Consider the following 14136-nt stretch of genomic DNA (forward strand, 5'->3'; position numbering starts at 1 on the left):
GCCACCATGGTGACCGTGCTGGGCACGCACAAAATCGTTACCGTCATCGACGCCAATGGTGGCCATTCAACTACCCAGCAGATCACCCAAAACGACGACGATTCTCGTTCGTCGCCTTCGCTTGCAGACAATGCCCTCGCCACCCTGGAGACTGTCACCACTCGCGATATTCCGCTGAGTGAACTCAAGGCACAGGAAATCGTCGATGTCGACTTCATCGACAAGGCGCATGCAACAGACAACAACGTATCTGACGCATCGGCGTTCGATACCCAATCCTCTCGTCCTTACCTCGGCGCCGAGGCTCTTCACACGGCCATGCAGTTGCCAGGACTGCTTTCTGGGGATGAACTCGACGATGAAGCCTTGGGTGGAACATCCTACGAAGACTTTTCCATCGACCCGACGGAATTGCACGACGAGGATGGCTCTCCCGATCTTGAACGCGAGATCGCCACACAACAGGAATTCGTGCCGGAATGGGAAACCTATACGGTACAGAAAGGCGACACCTTCGCCGTGACGGCGGAACGTACGCTGGGACTGGGATACAGTGATGTCATGCATATCCTGGATAGCGTTCCCGACAAGAGTGCCTTGACGCACTGGCGTGTCGGACGCTCGTTCGATTACAAGCTCAATCAGAACGGCGACCTCCTGGCGCTACGTGTCATGAAAAATGCACGTGAAGGCTATGTCATCGAACGCGATTCTCCCCAGGACGAGTTCGACGTTTCCGACATCATCAAGGCCACCGAGCCGTCTCAACGTCTCTTTGCCGGCACGGTCAACGGAAGCTTCACCCTCTCGGCGGAATCCACAGGGCTCTCCCGCTCCGAGGTCGCACAATTGACAAGCCTGCTCTCAAAGAAATTGGATTTCCGCCACAATACGCGTGCCGGCGATCATTTCCAGGTACTCGTCGAATCCGACATGCTGGAAGGCGAAAGCGTCGACTCACGGATTCTCGCTGCTCAGTATCAAGGCGAGCGCATGGACCTGACCGTCGTACGCAATAACGCCGACGACCAGTTCTATACGCCCGATGGACAAGGCCTCGACCCAGCTTTCAACCGGTATCCGTTCGAAGGGCATTATCGCATAAGCTCGCCGTTCAACTTGCGGCGCAAGCATCCGATCACCGGACGCATCAGCCCGCACCGCGGCACGGACTTTGCCATGCGTGCCGGTACCGCCGTCGACTCGCCAGCAGCCGGTCGCGTCATCAAGTCCGCCTATCAGGCGGGCGGCGCCGGCAATTATCTGGTCATCCGCCACGACAACGGCTACAAGACGCGCTACATGCACCTCTCCAAGCGTCTCGTCTCCGAGGGTGATCGCGTCGAGATAGGTCAAAAAATCGCCTTGTCCGGCAACACGGGCGGTAGCACGGGTCCACACTTGCACTACGAGGTAATGGTCAACAACCGTTCCGTGGACGCCATGCGCGTCAAGTTGCCCGAAAACCAGAGCTTGGAAGGCAAGGCATTGGCAGCATTCCAGAAGGAAGCCAAGCCGTTACTCGCCAAGCTGGAAAGTGACAGCGACACACCGGCTATCGCCAGCGTACATCTCGATCAGGAACCCGGTGACGAAGGCTGAAGCATCTGCCCACTGTGCCTGATTCGGCAAACCGCCCCACCCAACAGTGGGGCGGTTTGCATTTCATCCTTCTCAATCGTTTCCGCGGCCCGAAAACGCCCGCCGTCCAGCAGCTGGTCGCCCCCATGGCGATGTCGCCACGCCGCCCTGCCAGCGACCATTCGGTCGCATGCTCACCTTCGCTCTTGGCATCGACGAGCGAATAATTGAGACCAAGATCATCGGCCGCTTCGCGCGTCAAGTTCGGCGTTTTCTTCCTCGGTAAGCATGAGCATCGGCTTGGGAAAGCGGCGGCCCAGTTGCCCCATGTGCTCCAAGGTAGTGCGTCGGCCCCCAGGACCCGGCCCTTCATGATGAAGATCGCCGACGTCGCGTTCGATCTCCGCTACTCCAACGCTAGAGGATGAGCCATGGAAATCCACAACAAAGCCGACAAGATCGGCCCTCGCAAGGCCTACACCTGGTTATTATGCCTAGGCTCACTGCCGGTGATGATGATTAGCTATCGGCATCATGCTGGTCTTCAGCCTTTTCACTCAAATGGCCGAAGGTGCCACTTTGGGGTCGTCCCCTTTATCAACAAGAAAGCCCTTGGTGCCGTCGCCAGCATCGTCGGTGCAGGCGGTAATGCAACCCCACGTCGATGCCAGCCGCACGCTGAACTGCCTTCGAATTCATGGCTCAAGCGCCTATGGGTTGCGATATACCGACCCGATGGCGCACTGTAAGCGGCCAGGATCGAACACCTGAAGGAAAGGAGTACGTCATGACCATCGCACAAGGCGACAAGCTACCCAGCGTCACCCTCAAGACCAACGGTGCCAACGGCCCAGAAGACTTCGATACCGGCGAGTTCTTCGCCGGCAAGCGCGTGGTACTCTTCGCGGTACCCGGCGCCTTTACGCCGGGGTGCTCCAACACCCATATGCCGGGCTTCGTGATCAACGCCGATGACATTCTCGCCAAGGGAGTGGATACCATCGCCTGTCTGGCCGTCAACGACGCTTTCGTCCTCGGCGCTTGGCAGCAAGATCAAAACGCTCAGGCGATTACCATGATCGCCGATGGCCACGCCGACTTCACTCGCGCCATCGGCATGGAGAAAGACGCCAGCGGCGCCGGTATGGGAACGCGCAGCCAGCGTTACGCCATGATCGTCGACGATGGTGTGGTCAGCTACCTGGGGGTCGATGAAAAAGGCGTCGAGAAAAGCAGCGCCGAAACGATTCTCGCCAATCTGTAAGTCCGCTCAGCGTCGCCGCCCCTATGGCCCGCCTCTCGGCGGGCCATTTCGTAAGTGCCTGCCCGACTTTCGTGACGACGTCAGCGCCAGTCTTTTCGGATTAGACTAGAGATGGCATTCAAGACAAGGAGATGATACGCAATGACGTTATTCGACCTCACCGGCAAAACGGCGCTGATTACCGGCTCGTCCGGCGGTCTCGGCTATGCCATGGCCAAGGGGCTGGCGGACGCCGGTGCCAAGGTGATCTTGCATGGACGCAATACCGAAAAGTTGCAGCGTGCCCAGCAAGCGCTCATAGAGGAACATCACGACGTGCGCACCGCGTCGTTCGATGTCACTGACGAAACCGCCATCGAGCAAACACTTGCCGACTTGGGCGCTCAAGGCATCGATATCGACATCCTGGTCAACAATGCCGGTATCCAGCTGCGCAAGCCGCTCGTCGATACACCCCACGAGGAATGGCAAAAGGTACTCGACACCAACCTGAGCAGCACCTTCCTGATGGGGCGTCACGTTGCCAGGCAGATGATCGCCCGAGGCCAAGGAGGCAAGATCGTCAATATCGGTTCGCTGATGAGCTCAGTGGCACGTCCCACGGTCGGTGCCTATACCGCCGCCAAGGGCGGCGTACGTATGATCACGCAGTCGATGGCCGCGGAATGGGCCGAGCACGGCATTCAAGCCAACGCCATTGGCCCCGGCTACATGATTACCGAGATGACCCAACCCCTCGTCGACAAACCTGAATTCAATGACTGGATCATCAACCGGACACCCGCACGGCGCTGGGGAGCCCCGGACGACCTGGTCGGCACCGTGGTCTATCTCGCCGCTCCCGCCTCGAATTTCGTCAACGGCCAGATCATTTACGTGGACGGTGGGCTTCTCTCGGTGATCTAGGCACACCCATGGTGCACCGCCGCGGAAATTTTGCCCGTCTTGGGGCATCAGTTTCCGGTTTTGGTTCGGCACTGCACGCCGCTCTTACGGCCAGAAACGATAACATGCTGTCTTTAAAGTAAAATCAAAAAAATGGCACGCACTTCGCAACCTATAAGACACGAAGAACGCCAACCATCGAATCCGGCGCCTTCTTCCCCCTTTTTAGCGTCGTTGCCTTGCAGCGATGAACCGAGTGAGCTGGCGTGCTCCCCTAGTCCCCTTCTTGGGGACTTTTTTTGCGACGCGTATTTTGGATCTCTCCTGACATCGACCACACTAGTCCTTTCACTGCAATGAAATGAGGCTCACGCCACATGCCTTGTTGAAAATCGGCGGGCTATATCGGCAACAAGGCCTATTCGATGGTGGGCGCGTGCTTCCTGCCGATTGGATCGCGTCAAGGCGGCTACCGCCGAACTGATCGAAGCCATCGACTGGTTACGGCATCATCTCGTGCCGACGACACAATCATCACTCAAAAAAGGAGTCGCTCATGTCAGCCCCTAATGAAAGCCAAGGCACCTGCCTGTGCGGTGCCGTCAGCCTTCACGTGTCGCTTGCCGGTTACGGCGTGAGCATCTGCCACTGCCGCATGTGCCAGACCTGGAGTGGCGGCCCGATGCTTGCCATCGAAAGCGACGAGCCCATGACTCTCGAAGGCGAGGAAAACATCAGCGTTTATGCGTCTTCAGACTGGGCCGAACGCGGCTTCTGCCGGCAGTGCGGTACGCACCTTTTCTACCGTCTCGCCAATGGCCAGCACTACGCCTTTCCCCTCGGCCTCATTGATGCCGGCGAGCCCTGGACGATCGCTCAGCAGATCTTCATCGATGAAAAGCCGAGCTTCTACGATTTCGCCAACGACACGCCACGTTTGACCGGCGACGAGGTCTTTGCGCAGTTCCAAGGCAGTGCCGACAGCTAAGGGAGAGCGATGCCCCCGCACATGCGGGGTCATGGAGCCTGGTACTGGAAAGCTATCTTGAGGAGCTGGAACGTCTGATCCAGGTAACGCCCCTCAAGCCTTGCGACTGACCAGCACGATGCCCACTAGAATCGCCACACCGCCGAGCACGAAATTCCAAGACAAGGGTTCGTCGAGCAGCACGGCCCCGAACAACACCCCGAATATCGGTGACAAGAACGAAAACACGCCGAGTTGCGAGGCCCAGTAACGGCGCAGCAAGGCGAACCACAAAAGCAAGGCGCCGAACGAAATGATCAGTGTCTGGAAGCTCAAGCTGGCCACCGCCATGCCACTGAACGCAGCATCTTGCCAATCGCCCAACCACAGTGTGATAGGCAACAACAGCACGCCTGCGGTCAATAGCTGATAGGTCAGCGTCTGAAGTGGCGGCGCCTCGGAGAGTGAAGAGCGGCGCACCATCAGCGTGGTCGCGGCCCAAGAAAGCCCCGCCAGCAAGCCCAGGGCATCGCCCAGCAGGATCGCACCGGCATCTCCGCCAAGCGACGCCGAGGGCGCCATGGCGATGAGCATGCCTAGAAACGCCACGCCGATGCCCCACCATTGCGAGCGCACCAATTGCTCGCCCGGCACCCAGAGATGCAGCCCCAGTGCCGCGAACACCGGCGCCGTGTAAAGAAACACCGACATGTGCGACGCCAGAGTGTAGTTGAGTCCCCAGGCGACGAAGGCGAACTCGCCTGCAAAGCCCAGGCCGACCAGCACACCCGCACCCAGGCGCGCACGGAAATCCGCCAACCGGATGCCTCTCCAGCGCGCAATGACGAGCACCAATAGCCCCGCCAGCAAGGACCGCACGACGATCTGACCCAGCGGCGGGATATCGTCGGCCACGGCCTTGATGGCGACCTGCTGCAACCCAAGCGCCACACAAAAACCGGTCATCGCCACGCCAGCGGTCATGTCGAGATCATGCCGCGCGTGAGTCGATGTCATGCTGGGACGAGCCGTCACGGTGCCCGAAAAAGATTTGGTCATGATCGCAACCTCCATTGAATCGAGACTCAGTGGAGCATTTGCGGCGCTGCGATCCAAACGATTAATCTACCCCCTCAGGCTCAGGAAAACTCAACTCATGAAGATCGAACGACTGCCCCTCAACGCGCTACGCGCCTTTTCGGAGGCCGCGCGCGCCGGCAGCTTCAAGACGGCGGCCAAGCACCTCGGCGTTACGCCTGGCGCGGTCAGCCGCCAGGTCAAGCAACTCGAGGATCGGTTGGGCGCGGCGCTGTTCGAGCGTCATGCCAACGGCATGCGCGTCAGTGAAGCCGGCCATCTGCTGGCCGAGGATGTCGATGCCGGTCTGGCGCGCCTCGCCAGCGGCGTGCTGGTTTGCCCTTTCGGCGAGCGCCACGTAATCGACTCGCCGTTCACCTACGACCTGATCCTTCCCGCCACCGGCCAAGCCCCACCCGCCATCCAGCACTTCATCGACTGGCTGATCGCCGAGGCCGAACGGTTTCGAGGTCAAATCAAATAGGGGCGAGACCGAAAAAGGAAATCATCGACCCTGTTCAGTTTATTATCAAATTCCAAACGGTCGCGTGAAAGTACATTCCTTTACCAGCCAATATTTATAATTTACAATTATAAATTATAAAAAATTGGATTTTATAATATTATCGATAACCTGCTTAATACCCATTCATCAGGGAGTACCAAGGACAAACCTATGAAACGGCAAACACTCACCACAGTAGTGGTCCTGGCGCTGCTCGGCACCTGCTCTTCCGCATGGGCAAGTCATGCCTTCTATGTTGGAAAGAACCTGACAGAAAGTGGCAATGTCTTAGTAGGCGGCACCGGAGAGGAGGTATCGAGCCATTGGCTGGAAATCGTGTCCGCCGCCGATCATGATTCCGAGAAAAAAATCGACGTCGGGGTAACCGAGGACGCCTGGATTCCCGGCGAGCTGATCGAAATTCTTCAAGTCGAGCATACTTACCGCTACCTTTCGATGTCTTATTCGGACTATGAGGGCTTTCCCGCGCCGCTGACTAACGGCGGCGTCAATGAGCACCAAGTGGCAGTACGCGACGTATGGGCCACGGGCCGCGAGGAGCTTATCGACGCTACCGAGACGCCGCAAAAAGGCGTCCAATACAGCGACCTGGCTCGCCTGGTACTGGAACGGGCCAAAACTGCACGTGAAGGGGTAGAGCTGATCGGCGACCTGATCGATACGTATGGCTATGCCACCTACGGTGGCAATACTCATTTGATCGCGGACCCCAGTGAGGCTTGGGTGGTCTGGGAATTGCCCGGCAGTCAGGGGCTATGGGCGGCTGAGCGCTTAGGGCCGGATGATGTGCGGGTTCTGTATCCCGGTTATATTGAGGATTTTCCGAAAGACTTCCAGGACAACGACGACTACATGGGGTCTGATAACCTCGTATCCTACGCGGAGGATAAAGGCTGGTTCGACGCACAAGGCGATGAGCCCTTCAATGTCTTCGACGTCTACGGACGTCAGGATACCCAAGCACGCACCGGTGGCTACAAGTACATGAGCCAGGCTAAATTGGAGAAGGCTACGCGTGACATGGCACCTGTCTCCGAGCAGGACATGATCGCTCGGGTACGAGATCATCGTATCTCCGACGACGAGGCGGGTTATGGTCAGGTAGTCTCTCTGGAAAAAGGCCGTGATCCAGATATGGTGCGCATGTGGGTGGCGCCGACTGGCTCGGTCGCCGCGCCTTATATTCCGTGGTGGCTAGGCGTTCAGCAGGTCCCTTCTTCCTTTGCGCAGCATCGCTATCTGACCAAGGGGGCAGGTTCTCACTTCATCAATCCCGATTATGCCATGCAAGAAGCGAGCGACTTCGCGGGGCGTCGCTTCAAGCAGGTCATGTACTACATGTGCGAAGACCCGAAAACCTTCCGTCCCACCGTGCAACGCATGCTCAAGGGATTCGAGCAGAAGAGTTTCGATGACATCCAGTGGGTCGAGGAGTCCGCTCGCACGCTCATCGAGCAAGGTAAGCGCGAGCAGGCCAAGTCGCTATTGACGTTCTACTCCAATACGCGTGCCAGCGATGCTATGCACTTGGGAGCTACCCTAGTGGATAGTCTGGCAGCTTATAGTCATCTAGTGACAGGTGAGCGCCGCCCCAAAGACGAGCATATCAATGATCAGGGCGGTGAAACCGTCAACTGCTTAGTGGGCGCTGACCCCGACAAGCCTCAACCAGCGCAATAAATGACGCTTGGCTAGCGTCGCGCGGCCGCCTTTCGAGGCGGTCGTTTTTCGTTTAGGGGCCTCAAGCGGCAGTGTCTGCATGCAGATACCTGGCCTCTGCTCACGCCTTATGCCATAGCCAACTCACTCCACCGCACCTCTTTGGCATCTGCACCACGCTGCCCACGGCGATCAAACACGGCGAGGGCAGCGGTAATCCCGGGAACGATCTCGGTGGGCCGCCCCGCCTCGGCCAGTACCGCAAGTTCTTCCCCCATGCGCCCGCAAATGCCCGGATCGCCGCCCTTGAGACGCACCACCGATTTCCCCCCGCGCCAGCCGAGCCAGCAAGGCACTCACGCTTGCGATGAATGTATCAGGCCGTTTCCAGCGCCTTATCATCCCAGCATGCGCCACCGCCTCTTCGAACAATGACTTGAGTTCGGGAATGCAGGAACCGCACTGGGTCCCGCAGGCCAGGCGCGCCCAGCGCATCGACATCGGTATCGCCACCGCGAATCGCCTTGCGGATCACCTGAGCACCAACCTGATGGCAACTGCATACCACCGGCCCCGTATCGGACCAAGCGCTGTGCGAGCACTTCGCGCACACCCGCCAAGAGCTCTATTCCATTGTCCGCGTGGAGGGCATGAAGACCTTGCGAACTGATCGAGAAGCACGGCACATCCTCCGATCATGGCCTCGTCGCTTCATCAGCCCCGAAGCTCGGCTCTTGATCAGCCCCGCCGCTCGCCAAGGCGTTAATACGCCCCGTCAGGCAACGTGGCAAGAGATACGCGCTCGGTCTAAGCACACGCACAAAATTGCAATTTTTTGTCGCTCTACCATGCTTAAGTCATGTAACCCACAGAAGGAGAATGCCCGCCCCCACCTTGACCGGACTGTTTTGCAGGCGACGCTGCCGGGGTGTCGGGCGCCACGGAGGCGCAACGCCATCCTGTCAGGGTCGGAGAAGCCGTTAACCAAGGAGTGCTTCCCCCGATGGTGAGACTCGACAAGAAAGTAACCCGGCTCTACGTACTGGATACCAATGTCCTGATCCATGACCCCACAGCCCTGTACCACTTCGAGGAACATGATGTCGTCATCCCCATGACGGTGCTGGAAGAGCTCGACAAGCACAAGAATGGGATTCGTGAAATAGCCCAGACCGCGCGGCAAATCAGCCGCACCCTGTCCGACCTGACCTCCCGTTTTACCCCTGAGCAAATTCAAGAGGGCATTCCGCTACCCGTGAGCCACGGCCCCAGCGGCCGCCTGCGTTTCCTGTGCTACACCGACCTCAAGACGCTCGACCCATTAGTCGATTCTCCCGATAACCGTCTGCTCGCCGAAACCTGCCGCCTGCGTGACGAACGTCCCGACGCGTCGGTGATCCTGGTTACCAAGGACATCAACCTGCGCGTCAAGGCGGCGGCGCTGAACGTCCCCGTGGAGGATTACCTCAACGACCGCGCTTTCGACGATCTCGACGCCATGATCGAGGGCGCCAAGGTTTACGCCGAGGCCGGTGCGGAAGGCCAAGGACTGTGGGACCGGCTCAACGTCGAGGTCGATGTCGAGCGCACGGAAGACGGCACCTTCTATCACCTCGCCGGCGAGCTACCCAAGGACTGGCACGTCGGCATGCTGGTATCGGACAGCGACAACGGCGCCGGTTTCGAGGCCATCGTACGCTCGCTCGCGCCGCACCGCGCCACGCTGCAACTGCTGACCAACTACCGCCATCACGACGGTGTGTGGGGCGTACACGCCCACGACAGCCGCCAGAACTTCACCCTCAACCTGCTGATGGACCCTGAGATCGACCTGGTCACCATCGCCGGCAACGCCGGGACTGGCAAGACCTACATGACCCTGGCGGCAGCGTTCCAGCAAACCCTGGACACCAAGCTTTTCGAACGCATCGTCTTCACTCGCGCGCCGATTCCCATGGGCGAGGACATCGGCTTCCTCCCCGGCTCCGAGGAAGAGAAGATGTCGCCCTGGATGGGCGCCTTCCATGACAACATGGACAACCTGCTACGCGACGAACAACACGGCAGCTCGAGCTGGAGCGACGGTGCCACCCGCCAGCTAATCGGCTCACGCGTGCAGATCCGCGCGCCGAGTTTCATGCGCGGGCGCACCCTGAGCGACACCTTCCTGATCATCGACGAGGCACAGAATTTCACGCCCAAGCAGCTCAAGGCACTGATCACGCGGGCGGGGCGCAATACCAAGCTGGTACTGCTGGGTAACGTCGGGCAGATCGATACGCCCTACCTCACCGCCAACACCTGCGGCATGGCCTACGCCGTGGAGCGCTTCCGCGACTGGCCGCATGCCGGCCACGTGGCGCTGAAAAGCGTCGAACGCTCACGCCTCGCCCTCGCCGCGGAGGAACTGCTCTGACATCGCGTCTCGCGACGTGTTTCCCCTGCGATTTCATCCTTGAACGAATACGCCCCGGCCGATGGCCGGGGCGCGCTCTTTGTCACTGACGTTACAGCTACTCTTGTACAACCTCTTGGGCGAGCTAGGGATCACGCAGCATCTCGGCGGATCTACTCTTCGGTAGAGGACGGCTTGCGGTTGTTGACCACGTCCTCGATGAGCTTCTCATTTTCGCTGCGCGGCATTTCGTCGAGCATCTGCCTGGCAGTCTGATAATCGCAGACTTCGGTACTGCACGAGCTACAGAACACGATATCGTCAGGTTGTTGCGCCTGGGAGACTGTCACCTTATGACTACCGCAATTCGGGCATCCCTTGGGTAAACGCAACTCGACGGAAAAATCTTCGTTCATCGCCTTTCCTCCATGATCCTGCGGTGGCAGAGCAACCGCCGCACCGTGACCCTCGCGATCCATGTGTCTATCTATCCATGTGCCTATCCACAGTGTTTGGGGCCAGGGCGGAGAAATCAAGCGCACTCTACCAACCCACGTTAGCGCCGCAGAAAGACCACGCCCAGATTGTTCGCCGGCAGTTCATCGACACGTTGCAACGCAAGCCCGTTTAGCCGGGCCTCGTCCTCGACATCTTCCAGCGCACGAATGCCCCAGACTGGGTCGCGCTGGCGCAGATCGGCATCGAAGGCCGCATTGCTCGAGGCGGTATGTTCGCCACCGCGCATGAAGGGGCCATAGACGACCAGCACGCCATCTTCGGGCAAGCGACGCCCTGCCTCGCGCAGCAGCGCCTGGGTCGCCGCCCAGGGCGAGATATGCAGCATGTTGATGCACAGTATGGCGGACGGCTCATCGGCGTCATCCGGCCAGGGCTGCGTTACGTCCAGCGCCAGGGGTAAGTGCAGGTTGGCAAGTGCCGCGTGACGCTGCCAGGCGGCGATGGAGCGCCGGGCGCGTTCGCCCGGGTCGCTGGGCTGCCAGGTGAGTGCGGGGAGATGCTCGGCGAAATACACGCTATGCTCGCCGCTGCCACTGGCGATCTCCAACACACGCCCCGAGGCGGGTAGCACCTTGCGCAGCAGCGTCAGAATAGGTTCACGATTGCGCTTCGCGGCAGGTGTAGAAAGGCGCACGCCATCGCTAGGCTCAGATTCTTCCATGGTCTGCATCATGCCCTCTTTACGCCTAGCCGCGCGTTCAGCCAGTGGCCAATGTCGCCAATCTGTTCAGGACACAGCGCATGCTGCATGGGATAGGTACGGTAGTTGACCGCATAGCCCAGCGCCTCGGCCCGTTCGGCGCCCTCGTGGCCCAGGGTTTCAGGCACCATCGGGTCAAAGCTGCCGTGATGCACCTCGATGGGCAGCGCGCGATTGGCCTCGCTGAGCTGGATCGATTCGGCCGTGGCGAAATAGGTCGACAGCGCCAGCAGACCCGCCAGCGGCTGAGGATACGTCAATGCCGCGTGGTAGGCCACCGCGCCGCCCTGCGAGAACCCAGCGACGACAATGCGGCGACTGTCGATACCCTTGGCGATCTCGGCACCGATCAACGCATGCATTCTATCCGCCGAGGTCTTGAGCTGAGCCTCGTCGATGCGCCGACCGAGATTCATGTCGAGGATGTCATACCACGCCGGCATCTCCATGCCGCCGTTTACCGTCACCGCCAAGCGCGGTGCATGCGGCAGAATGAAGCGCACCGCCAGATCATCCGCCAGAGGTAACGCCGGCACCAGCGGCTCGAAATCGTGACCATCGGCGCCCAGCCCATGCAACAGAATCACCGTCGCATCGGCGGCACGGTGTTGGGGTTCGATGATCAGTGGCGAAGATTCGGCCATCGGCTCGGCTCCTTGAAAAGCATTCGAAGACACAAAGGCTCAGGATGTGCAAAACGTTCCCGGCTGTCCATATTCATGGGGCACGACGCCCCCGTTCTAGAACGGCCAGATCAGCGGGGTTAGTACCAACGTCATCACGCCGACCAGCACACTCAGCCCTCCGCCCACGCGCAGATAATCGCTGAATCGATACCCGCCAGGTCCATAGACCATCAAGTTAGTCTGATAGCCGATGGGAGTCAGAAAACTCGCCGAGGCGGCGAACATCACCACGATCACGAACGGCATGATATCCACGCCCAGTTGCTGCGCGGCGCCGGTGACGATGGGAAAACTGATCACCGCCGCCGCGTTGTTGGTTACGATCTCGGTGAGCAGCGCCACCACCAGATAGGCACCGATCAGCAACAGATACGGATTGCCGTCGGCCAACGTCAGGGCGCCTTGGGCCAGGGTCGAGGCGGCGCCAGAGCTTTCCATCGCCGCCCCCACGCCGAAGGAAGCCGCGATGGTCAGCAACACCTGCGTATCCAGCCCCCGCCGCGCGGCACTGATCGTGCAGCAGCCGGTCATCAGCGCCAAGGCGGCACCGAGCATCGCCGCCTTGAGCAGGCTCAACACGCCGAATGCCGCCAGGGCCACCACGCCCAGCATGATCGACCACGCCACCCAAGCACGCTCGTGGTGTGGGCGTGCCTGGCCGTTGAGCTCGCTGATCAGCAGGAAATCTCGCGACTGACGGTGGCGCTCGATGAACGCGGGGCGTACTTCCATGAGCAGCACATCCGCCGGCTGTAGCTGAATCTGGCCAAGGTTGCCGGAAACCCGCTCACCATGGCGACAAACTGCCAGCACCGAGGCACCGTAGAAGGTACGAAAATGCCCCTCGCGCAGCCGTCGCCCCAAAAACTGGCATTGCTCGGACACCACCGCCTCGACCAGTCGCCGTTCGGCGAAGGATTTCTTGAGGCTCGACTGCCCCTGCCCGGTAGGCCGCAGACCGCGAATCTGTTGCAATTCCACCGCCGCTTCCGTGGTCCCCGCAAACACCAGCCGGTCATTGGCCTTGAGACGCTCGCCGCGCCCCACTACCGAAACGATGTTGCCCTCGCGCTCGATCTCGACTAGAAACAATCCATCGAGGTGGCGAAGCCCAGCTTCTTCAACGCTCTTGTCGACGATGGGACCTTGTGGGTCGACCTGCATCTCGATGGTGTACTCGCGCGGATTCTCGAAGACATCCGTCGCTGTGCGGCGCTTAGGCAACAACCAGCGCCCCACCAACATTAGATAGGCCAGACCGACAAGCGCCACGGGCACGCCGATCCACGCGATATCGAACAGATGCAGCGCCTGCTCGGGATAGCGATCGCGCAGCAGGCCATCGACCACCAGGTTGGTACTGGTGCCAAGCAACGAACAGGTGCCGCCCAGAATCGAGGCGAAGCTCAGCGGCATCAGCAAGCGGTGCGCCGGCAAACGCAGACGCCGACTCCAGCTCAGCACCGCCGGCAGAAACGTCGCCACCACCGGCGTGTTGTTGAGGAAGGCGCTGGTCGCCGAGACAGGAAGCAGCAACCGCGCCTGAGCGCCCAGCTCATGGCGTGGACGCCCCAGCACGTAGCGGATGAGAAGGTCAATGCCGCCCGTCTCGCGTATGCTGGCGACGAGAATGTACATGAAGGCCACGGTGAAAAGGCCGGTGTTGGAAAACCCCGCCAGGGCTTCGTCGGCGTTAATGACGCCGGCACCGAACAGCGCGATCACCGCGCCCATGAGGATCACGTCCGGGCCGAGGCGACTCGTCGCCATCAACAGAAAAGACGCCGCCACAATGGCCAGCGTCAGCCAAGCATCGAATGGCATACCGCCAGTGTCCTAACAAGAGATACGATGCCCGCATTGTGACGAACCACGAA

At 59.9% G+C, this 14136-nt stretch carries 14 protein-coding genes and 1 pseudogene; 8 read left to right on the forward strand and 7 right to left on the reverse strand.

What is annotated here, in order from left to right:
- Positions 1 to 6 precede the first annotated feature (6 nt).
- The 5 genes from OP496_RS02080 to OP496_RS02100 all read left to right on the forward strand — a co-directional run bounded on the left by OP496_RS02080 (position 7) and on the right by OP496_RS02100 (position 4718).
- Positions 7 to 1602 carry a peptidoglycan DD-metalloendopeptidase family protein gene (locus OP496_RS02080; RefSeq protein WP_348521310.1) on the forward strand — a complete coding sequence of 532 codons (1596 nt, stop codon included), beginning with the start codon at positions 7 to 9 and terminating at the stop codon, positions 1600 to 1602.
- 410 nt (positions 1603 to 2012) lie between these two features.
- Positions 2013 to 2330, forward strand: coding sequence for a hypothetical protein (locus tag OP496_RS02085; RefSeq protein WP_280561715.1), 318 nt, complete (start codon positions 2013 to 2015; stop codon positions 2328 to 2330).
- 38 nt (positions 2331 to 2368) lie between these two features.
- Positions 2369 to 2845 carry a peroxiredoxin gene (locus tag OP496_RS02090; protein ID WP_280561716.1) on the forward strand — a complete coding sequence of 159 codons (477 nt, stop codon included), beginning with the start codon at positions 2369 to 2371 and terminating at the stop codon, positions 2843 to 2845.
- Between the two features lie 141 nt (positions 2846 to 2986).
- Positions 2987 to 3751: an SDR family oxidoreductase gene (locus OP496_RS02095; RefSeq protein ID WP_280561717.1), complete on the forward strand. Its 765-nt coding sequence runs from the start codon at positions 2987 to 2989 to the stop codon at positions 3749 to 3751.
- A 535-nt stretch (positions 3752 to 4286) separates the two neighbouring features.
- Positions 4287 to 4718 (forward strand): GFA family protein, encoded by a 432-nt coding sequence (locus OP496_RS02100; RefSeq protein ID WP_280561719.1) that lies wholly within the window; start codon positions 4287 to 4289, stop codon positions 4716 to 4718.
- 93 nt (positions 4719 to 4811) lie between these two features.
- Here the strand turns inward: OP496_RS02100 and OP496_RS02105 are convergent, their stop codons facing one another.
- The gene (locus OP496_RS02105; RefSeq protein WP_280561720.1) at positions 4812 to 5756 is read right to left on the reverse strand and encodes a DMT family transporter; all 945 of its coding nucleotides are present in this window, start codon (positions 5754 to 5756) and stop codon (positions 4812 to 4814) included.
- 97 nt (positions 5757 to 5853) lie between these two features.
- On the opposite strand from OP496_RS02105, the gene OP496_RS02110 reads away from it, so the two are divergent.
- Together OP496_RS02110 and OP496_RS02115 are read left to right on the forward strand one after the other, a co-directional pair.
- Entirely contained in the window at positions 5854 to 6258 is a 405-nt protein-coding gene (locus OP496_RS02110; protein ID WP_280561721.1) for a LysR family transcriptional regulator, read from the forward strand.
- A gap of 192 nt (positions 6259 to 6450) precedes the next feature.
- Positions 6451 to 7980, forward strand: coding sequence for a C69 family dipeptidase (locus tag OP496_RS02115; protein ID WP_280561722.1), 1530 nt, complete (start codon positions 6451 to 6453; stop codon positions 7978 to 7980).
- Between the two features lie 107 nt (positions 7981 to 8087).
- Here the strand turns inward: OP496_RS02115 and OP496_RS18355 are convergent, their stop codons facing one another.
- Both OP496_RS18355 and OP496_RS02125 read right to left on the reverse strand, forming a co-directional pair.
- On the reverse strand, positions 8088 to 8279 hold the full coding sequence (locus OP496_RS18355; protein WP_348521994.1) for an SAM-dependent methyltransferase: 192 nt from the start codon (positions 8277 to 8279) through the stop codon (positions 8088 to 8090).
- Positions 8280 to 8379: 100 nt separating this feature from the next.
- A pseudogene (locus tag OP496_RS02125) lies at positions 8380 to 8548 on the reverse strand ((2Fe-2S)-binding protein); the annotation flags it as partial.
- Between the two features lie 414 nt (positions 8549 to 8962).
- Between OP496_RS02125 and OP496_RS02130 the strand changes: the two are divergent.
- Positions 8963 to 10375 (forward strand): PhoH family protein, encoded by a 1413-nt coding sequence (locus tag OP496_RS02130; protein WP_280561723.1) that lies wholly within the window; start codon positions 8963 to 8965, stop codon positions 10373 to 10375.
- 152 nt (positions 10376 to 10527) lie between these two features.
- On the opposite strand, the gene OP496_RS02135 is transcribed toward OP496_RS02130, so the two are convergent.
- The 4 genes from OP496_RS02135 to OP496_RS02150 all read right to left on the reverse strand — a co-directional run bounded on the left by OP496_RS02135 (position 10528) and on the right by OP496_RS02150 (position 14083).
- Positions 10528 to 10833 carry a hypothetical protein gene (locus OP496_RS02135; RefSeq protein ID WP_280561724.1) on the reverse strand — a complete coding sequence of 102 codons (306 nt, stop codon included), beginning with the start codon at positions 10831 to 10833 and terminating at the stop codon, positions 10528 to 10530.
- 77 nt (positions 10834 to 10910) lie between these two features.
- Positions 10911 to 11534 (reverse strand): DUF938 domain-containing protein, encoded by a 624-nt coding sequence (locus OP496_RS02140; protein WP_280561725.1) that lies wholly within the window; start codon positions 11532 to 11534, stop codon positions 10911 to 10913.
- An 8-nt stretch (positions 11535 to 11542) separates the two neighbouring features.
- The gene (locus OP496_RS02145) at positions 11543 to 12217 is read right to left on the reverse strand and encodes an alpha/beta fold hydrolase (RefSeq protein ID WP_280561726.1); all 675 of its coding nucleotides are present in this window, start codon (positions 12215 to 12217) and stop codon (positions 11543 to 11545) included.
- 96 nt (positions 12218 to 12313) lie between these two features.
- Entirely contained in the window at positions 12314 to 14083 is a 1770-nt protein-coding gene (locus tag OP496_RS02150) for an SLC13 family permease (protein ID WP_280561727.1), read from the reverse strand.
- Positions 14084 to 14136 lie beyond the last annotated feature (53 nt).

The organism is Chromohalobacter sp. 48-RD10 (assembly GCF_029889785.1).
In the GTDB taxonomy this organism is placed as follows: domain Bacteria; phylum Pseudomonadota; class Gammaproteobacteria; order Pseudomonadales; family Halomonadaceae; genus Chromohalobacter.

What these genes read in the sequence shown, in the direction of transcription:
- OP496_RS02080 (WP_348521310.1), top strand. Translation starts at nt 7, where the DNA reads ATGGTGACCGTGCTGGGCACGCACAAAATCGTTACCGTCATCGACGCC.
- OP496_RS02090 (WP_280561716.1), top strand. Translation starts at nt 2,369, where the DNA reads ATGACCATCGCACAAGGCGACAAGCTACCCAGCGTCACCCTCAAGACC.
- OP496_RS02140 (WP_280561725.1), bottom strand. Translation starts at nt 11,534, where the DNA reads ATGGAAGAATCTGAGCCTAGCGATGGCGTGCGCCTTTCTACACCTGCC.
- OP496_RS02100 (WP_280561719.1), top strand. Translation starts at nt 4,287, where the DNA reads ATGTCAGCCCCTAATGAAAGCCAAGGCACCTGCCTGTGCGGTGCCGTC.
- OP496_RS02085 (WP_280561715.1), top strand. Translation starts at nt 2,013, where the DNA reads ATGGAAATCCACAACAAAGCCGACAAGATCGGCCCTCGCAAGGCCTAC.
- OP496_RS02115 (WP_280561722.1), top strand. Translation starts at nt 6,451, where the DNA reads ATGAAACGGCAAACACTCACCACAGTAGTGGTCCTGGCGCTGCTCGGC.
- OP496_RS02150 (WP_280561727.1), bottom strand. Translation starts at nt 14,083, where the DNA reads ATGCCATTCGATGCTTGGCTGACGCTGGCCATTGTGGCGGCGTCTTTT.
- OP496_RS02130 (WP_280561723.1), top strand. Translation starts at nt 8,963, where the DNA reads ATGGTGAGACTCGACAAGAAAGTAACCCGGCTCTACGTACTGGATACC.
- OP496_RS02110 (WP_280561721.1), top strand. Translation starts at nt 5,854, where the DNA reads ATGAAGATCGAACGACTGCCCCTCAACGCGCTACGCGCCTTTTCGGAG.
- OP496_RS02135 (WP_280561724.1), bottom strand. Translation starts at nt 10,833, where the DNA reads ATGGATCGCGAGGGTCACGGTGCGGCGGTTGCTCTGCCACCGCAGGAT.
- OP496_RS02105 (WP_280561720.1), bottom strand. Translation starts at nt 5,756, where the DNA reads ATGACCAAATCTTTTTCGGGCACCGTGACGGCTCGTCCCAGCATGACA.
- OP496_RS02145 (WP_280561726.1), bottom strand. Translation starts at nt 12,217, where the DNA reads ATGGCCGAATCTTCGCCACTGATCATCGAACCCCAACACCGTGCCGCC.
- OP496_RS02095 (WP_280561717.1), top strand. Translation starts at nt 2,987, where the DNA reads ATGACGTTATTCGACCTCACCGGCAAAACGGCGCTGATTACCGGCTCG.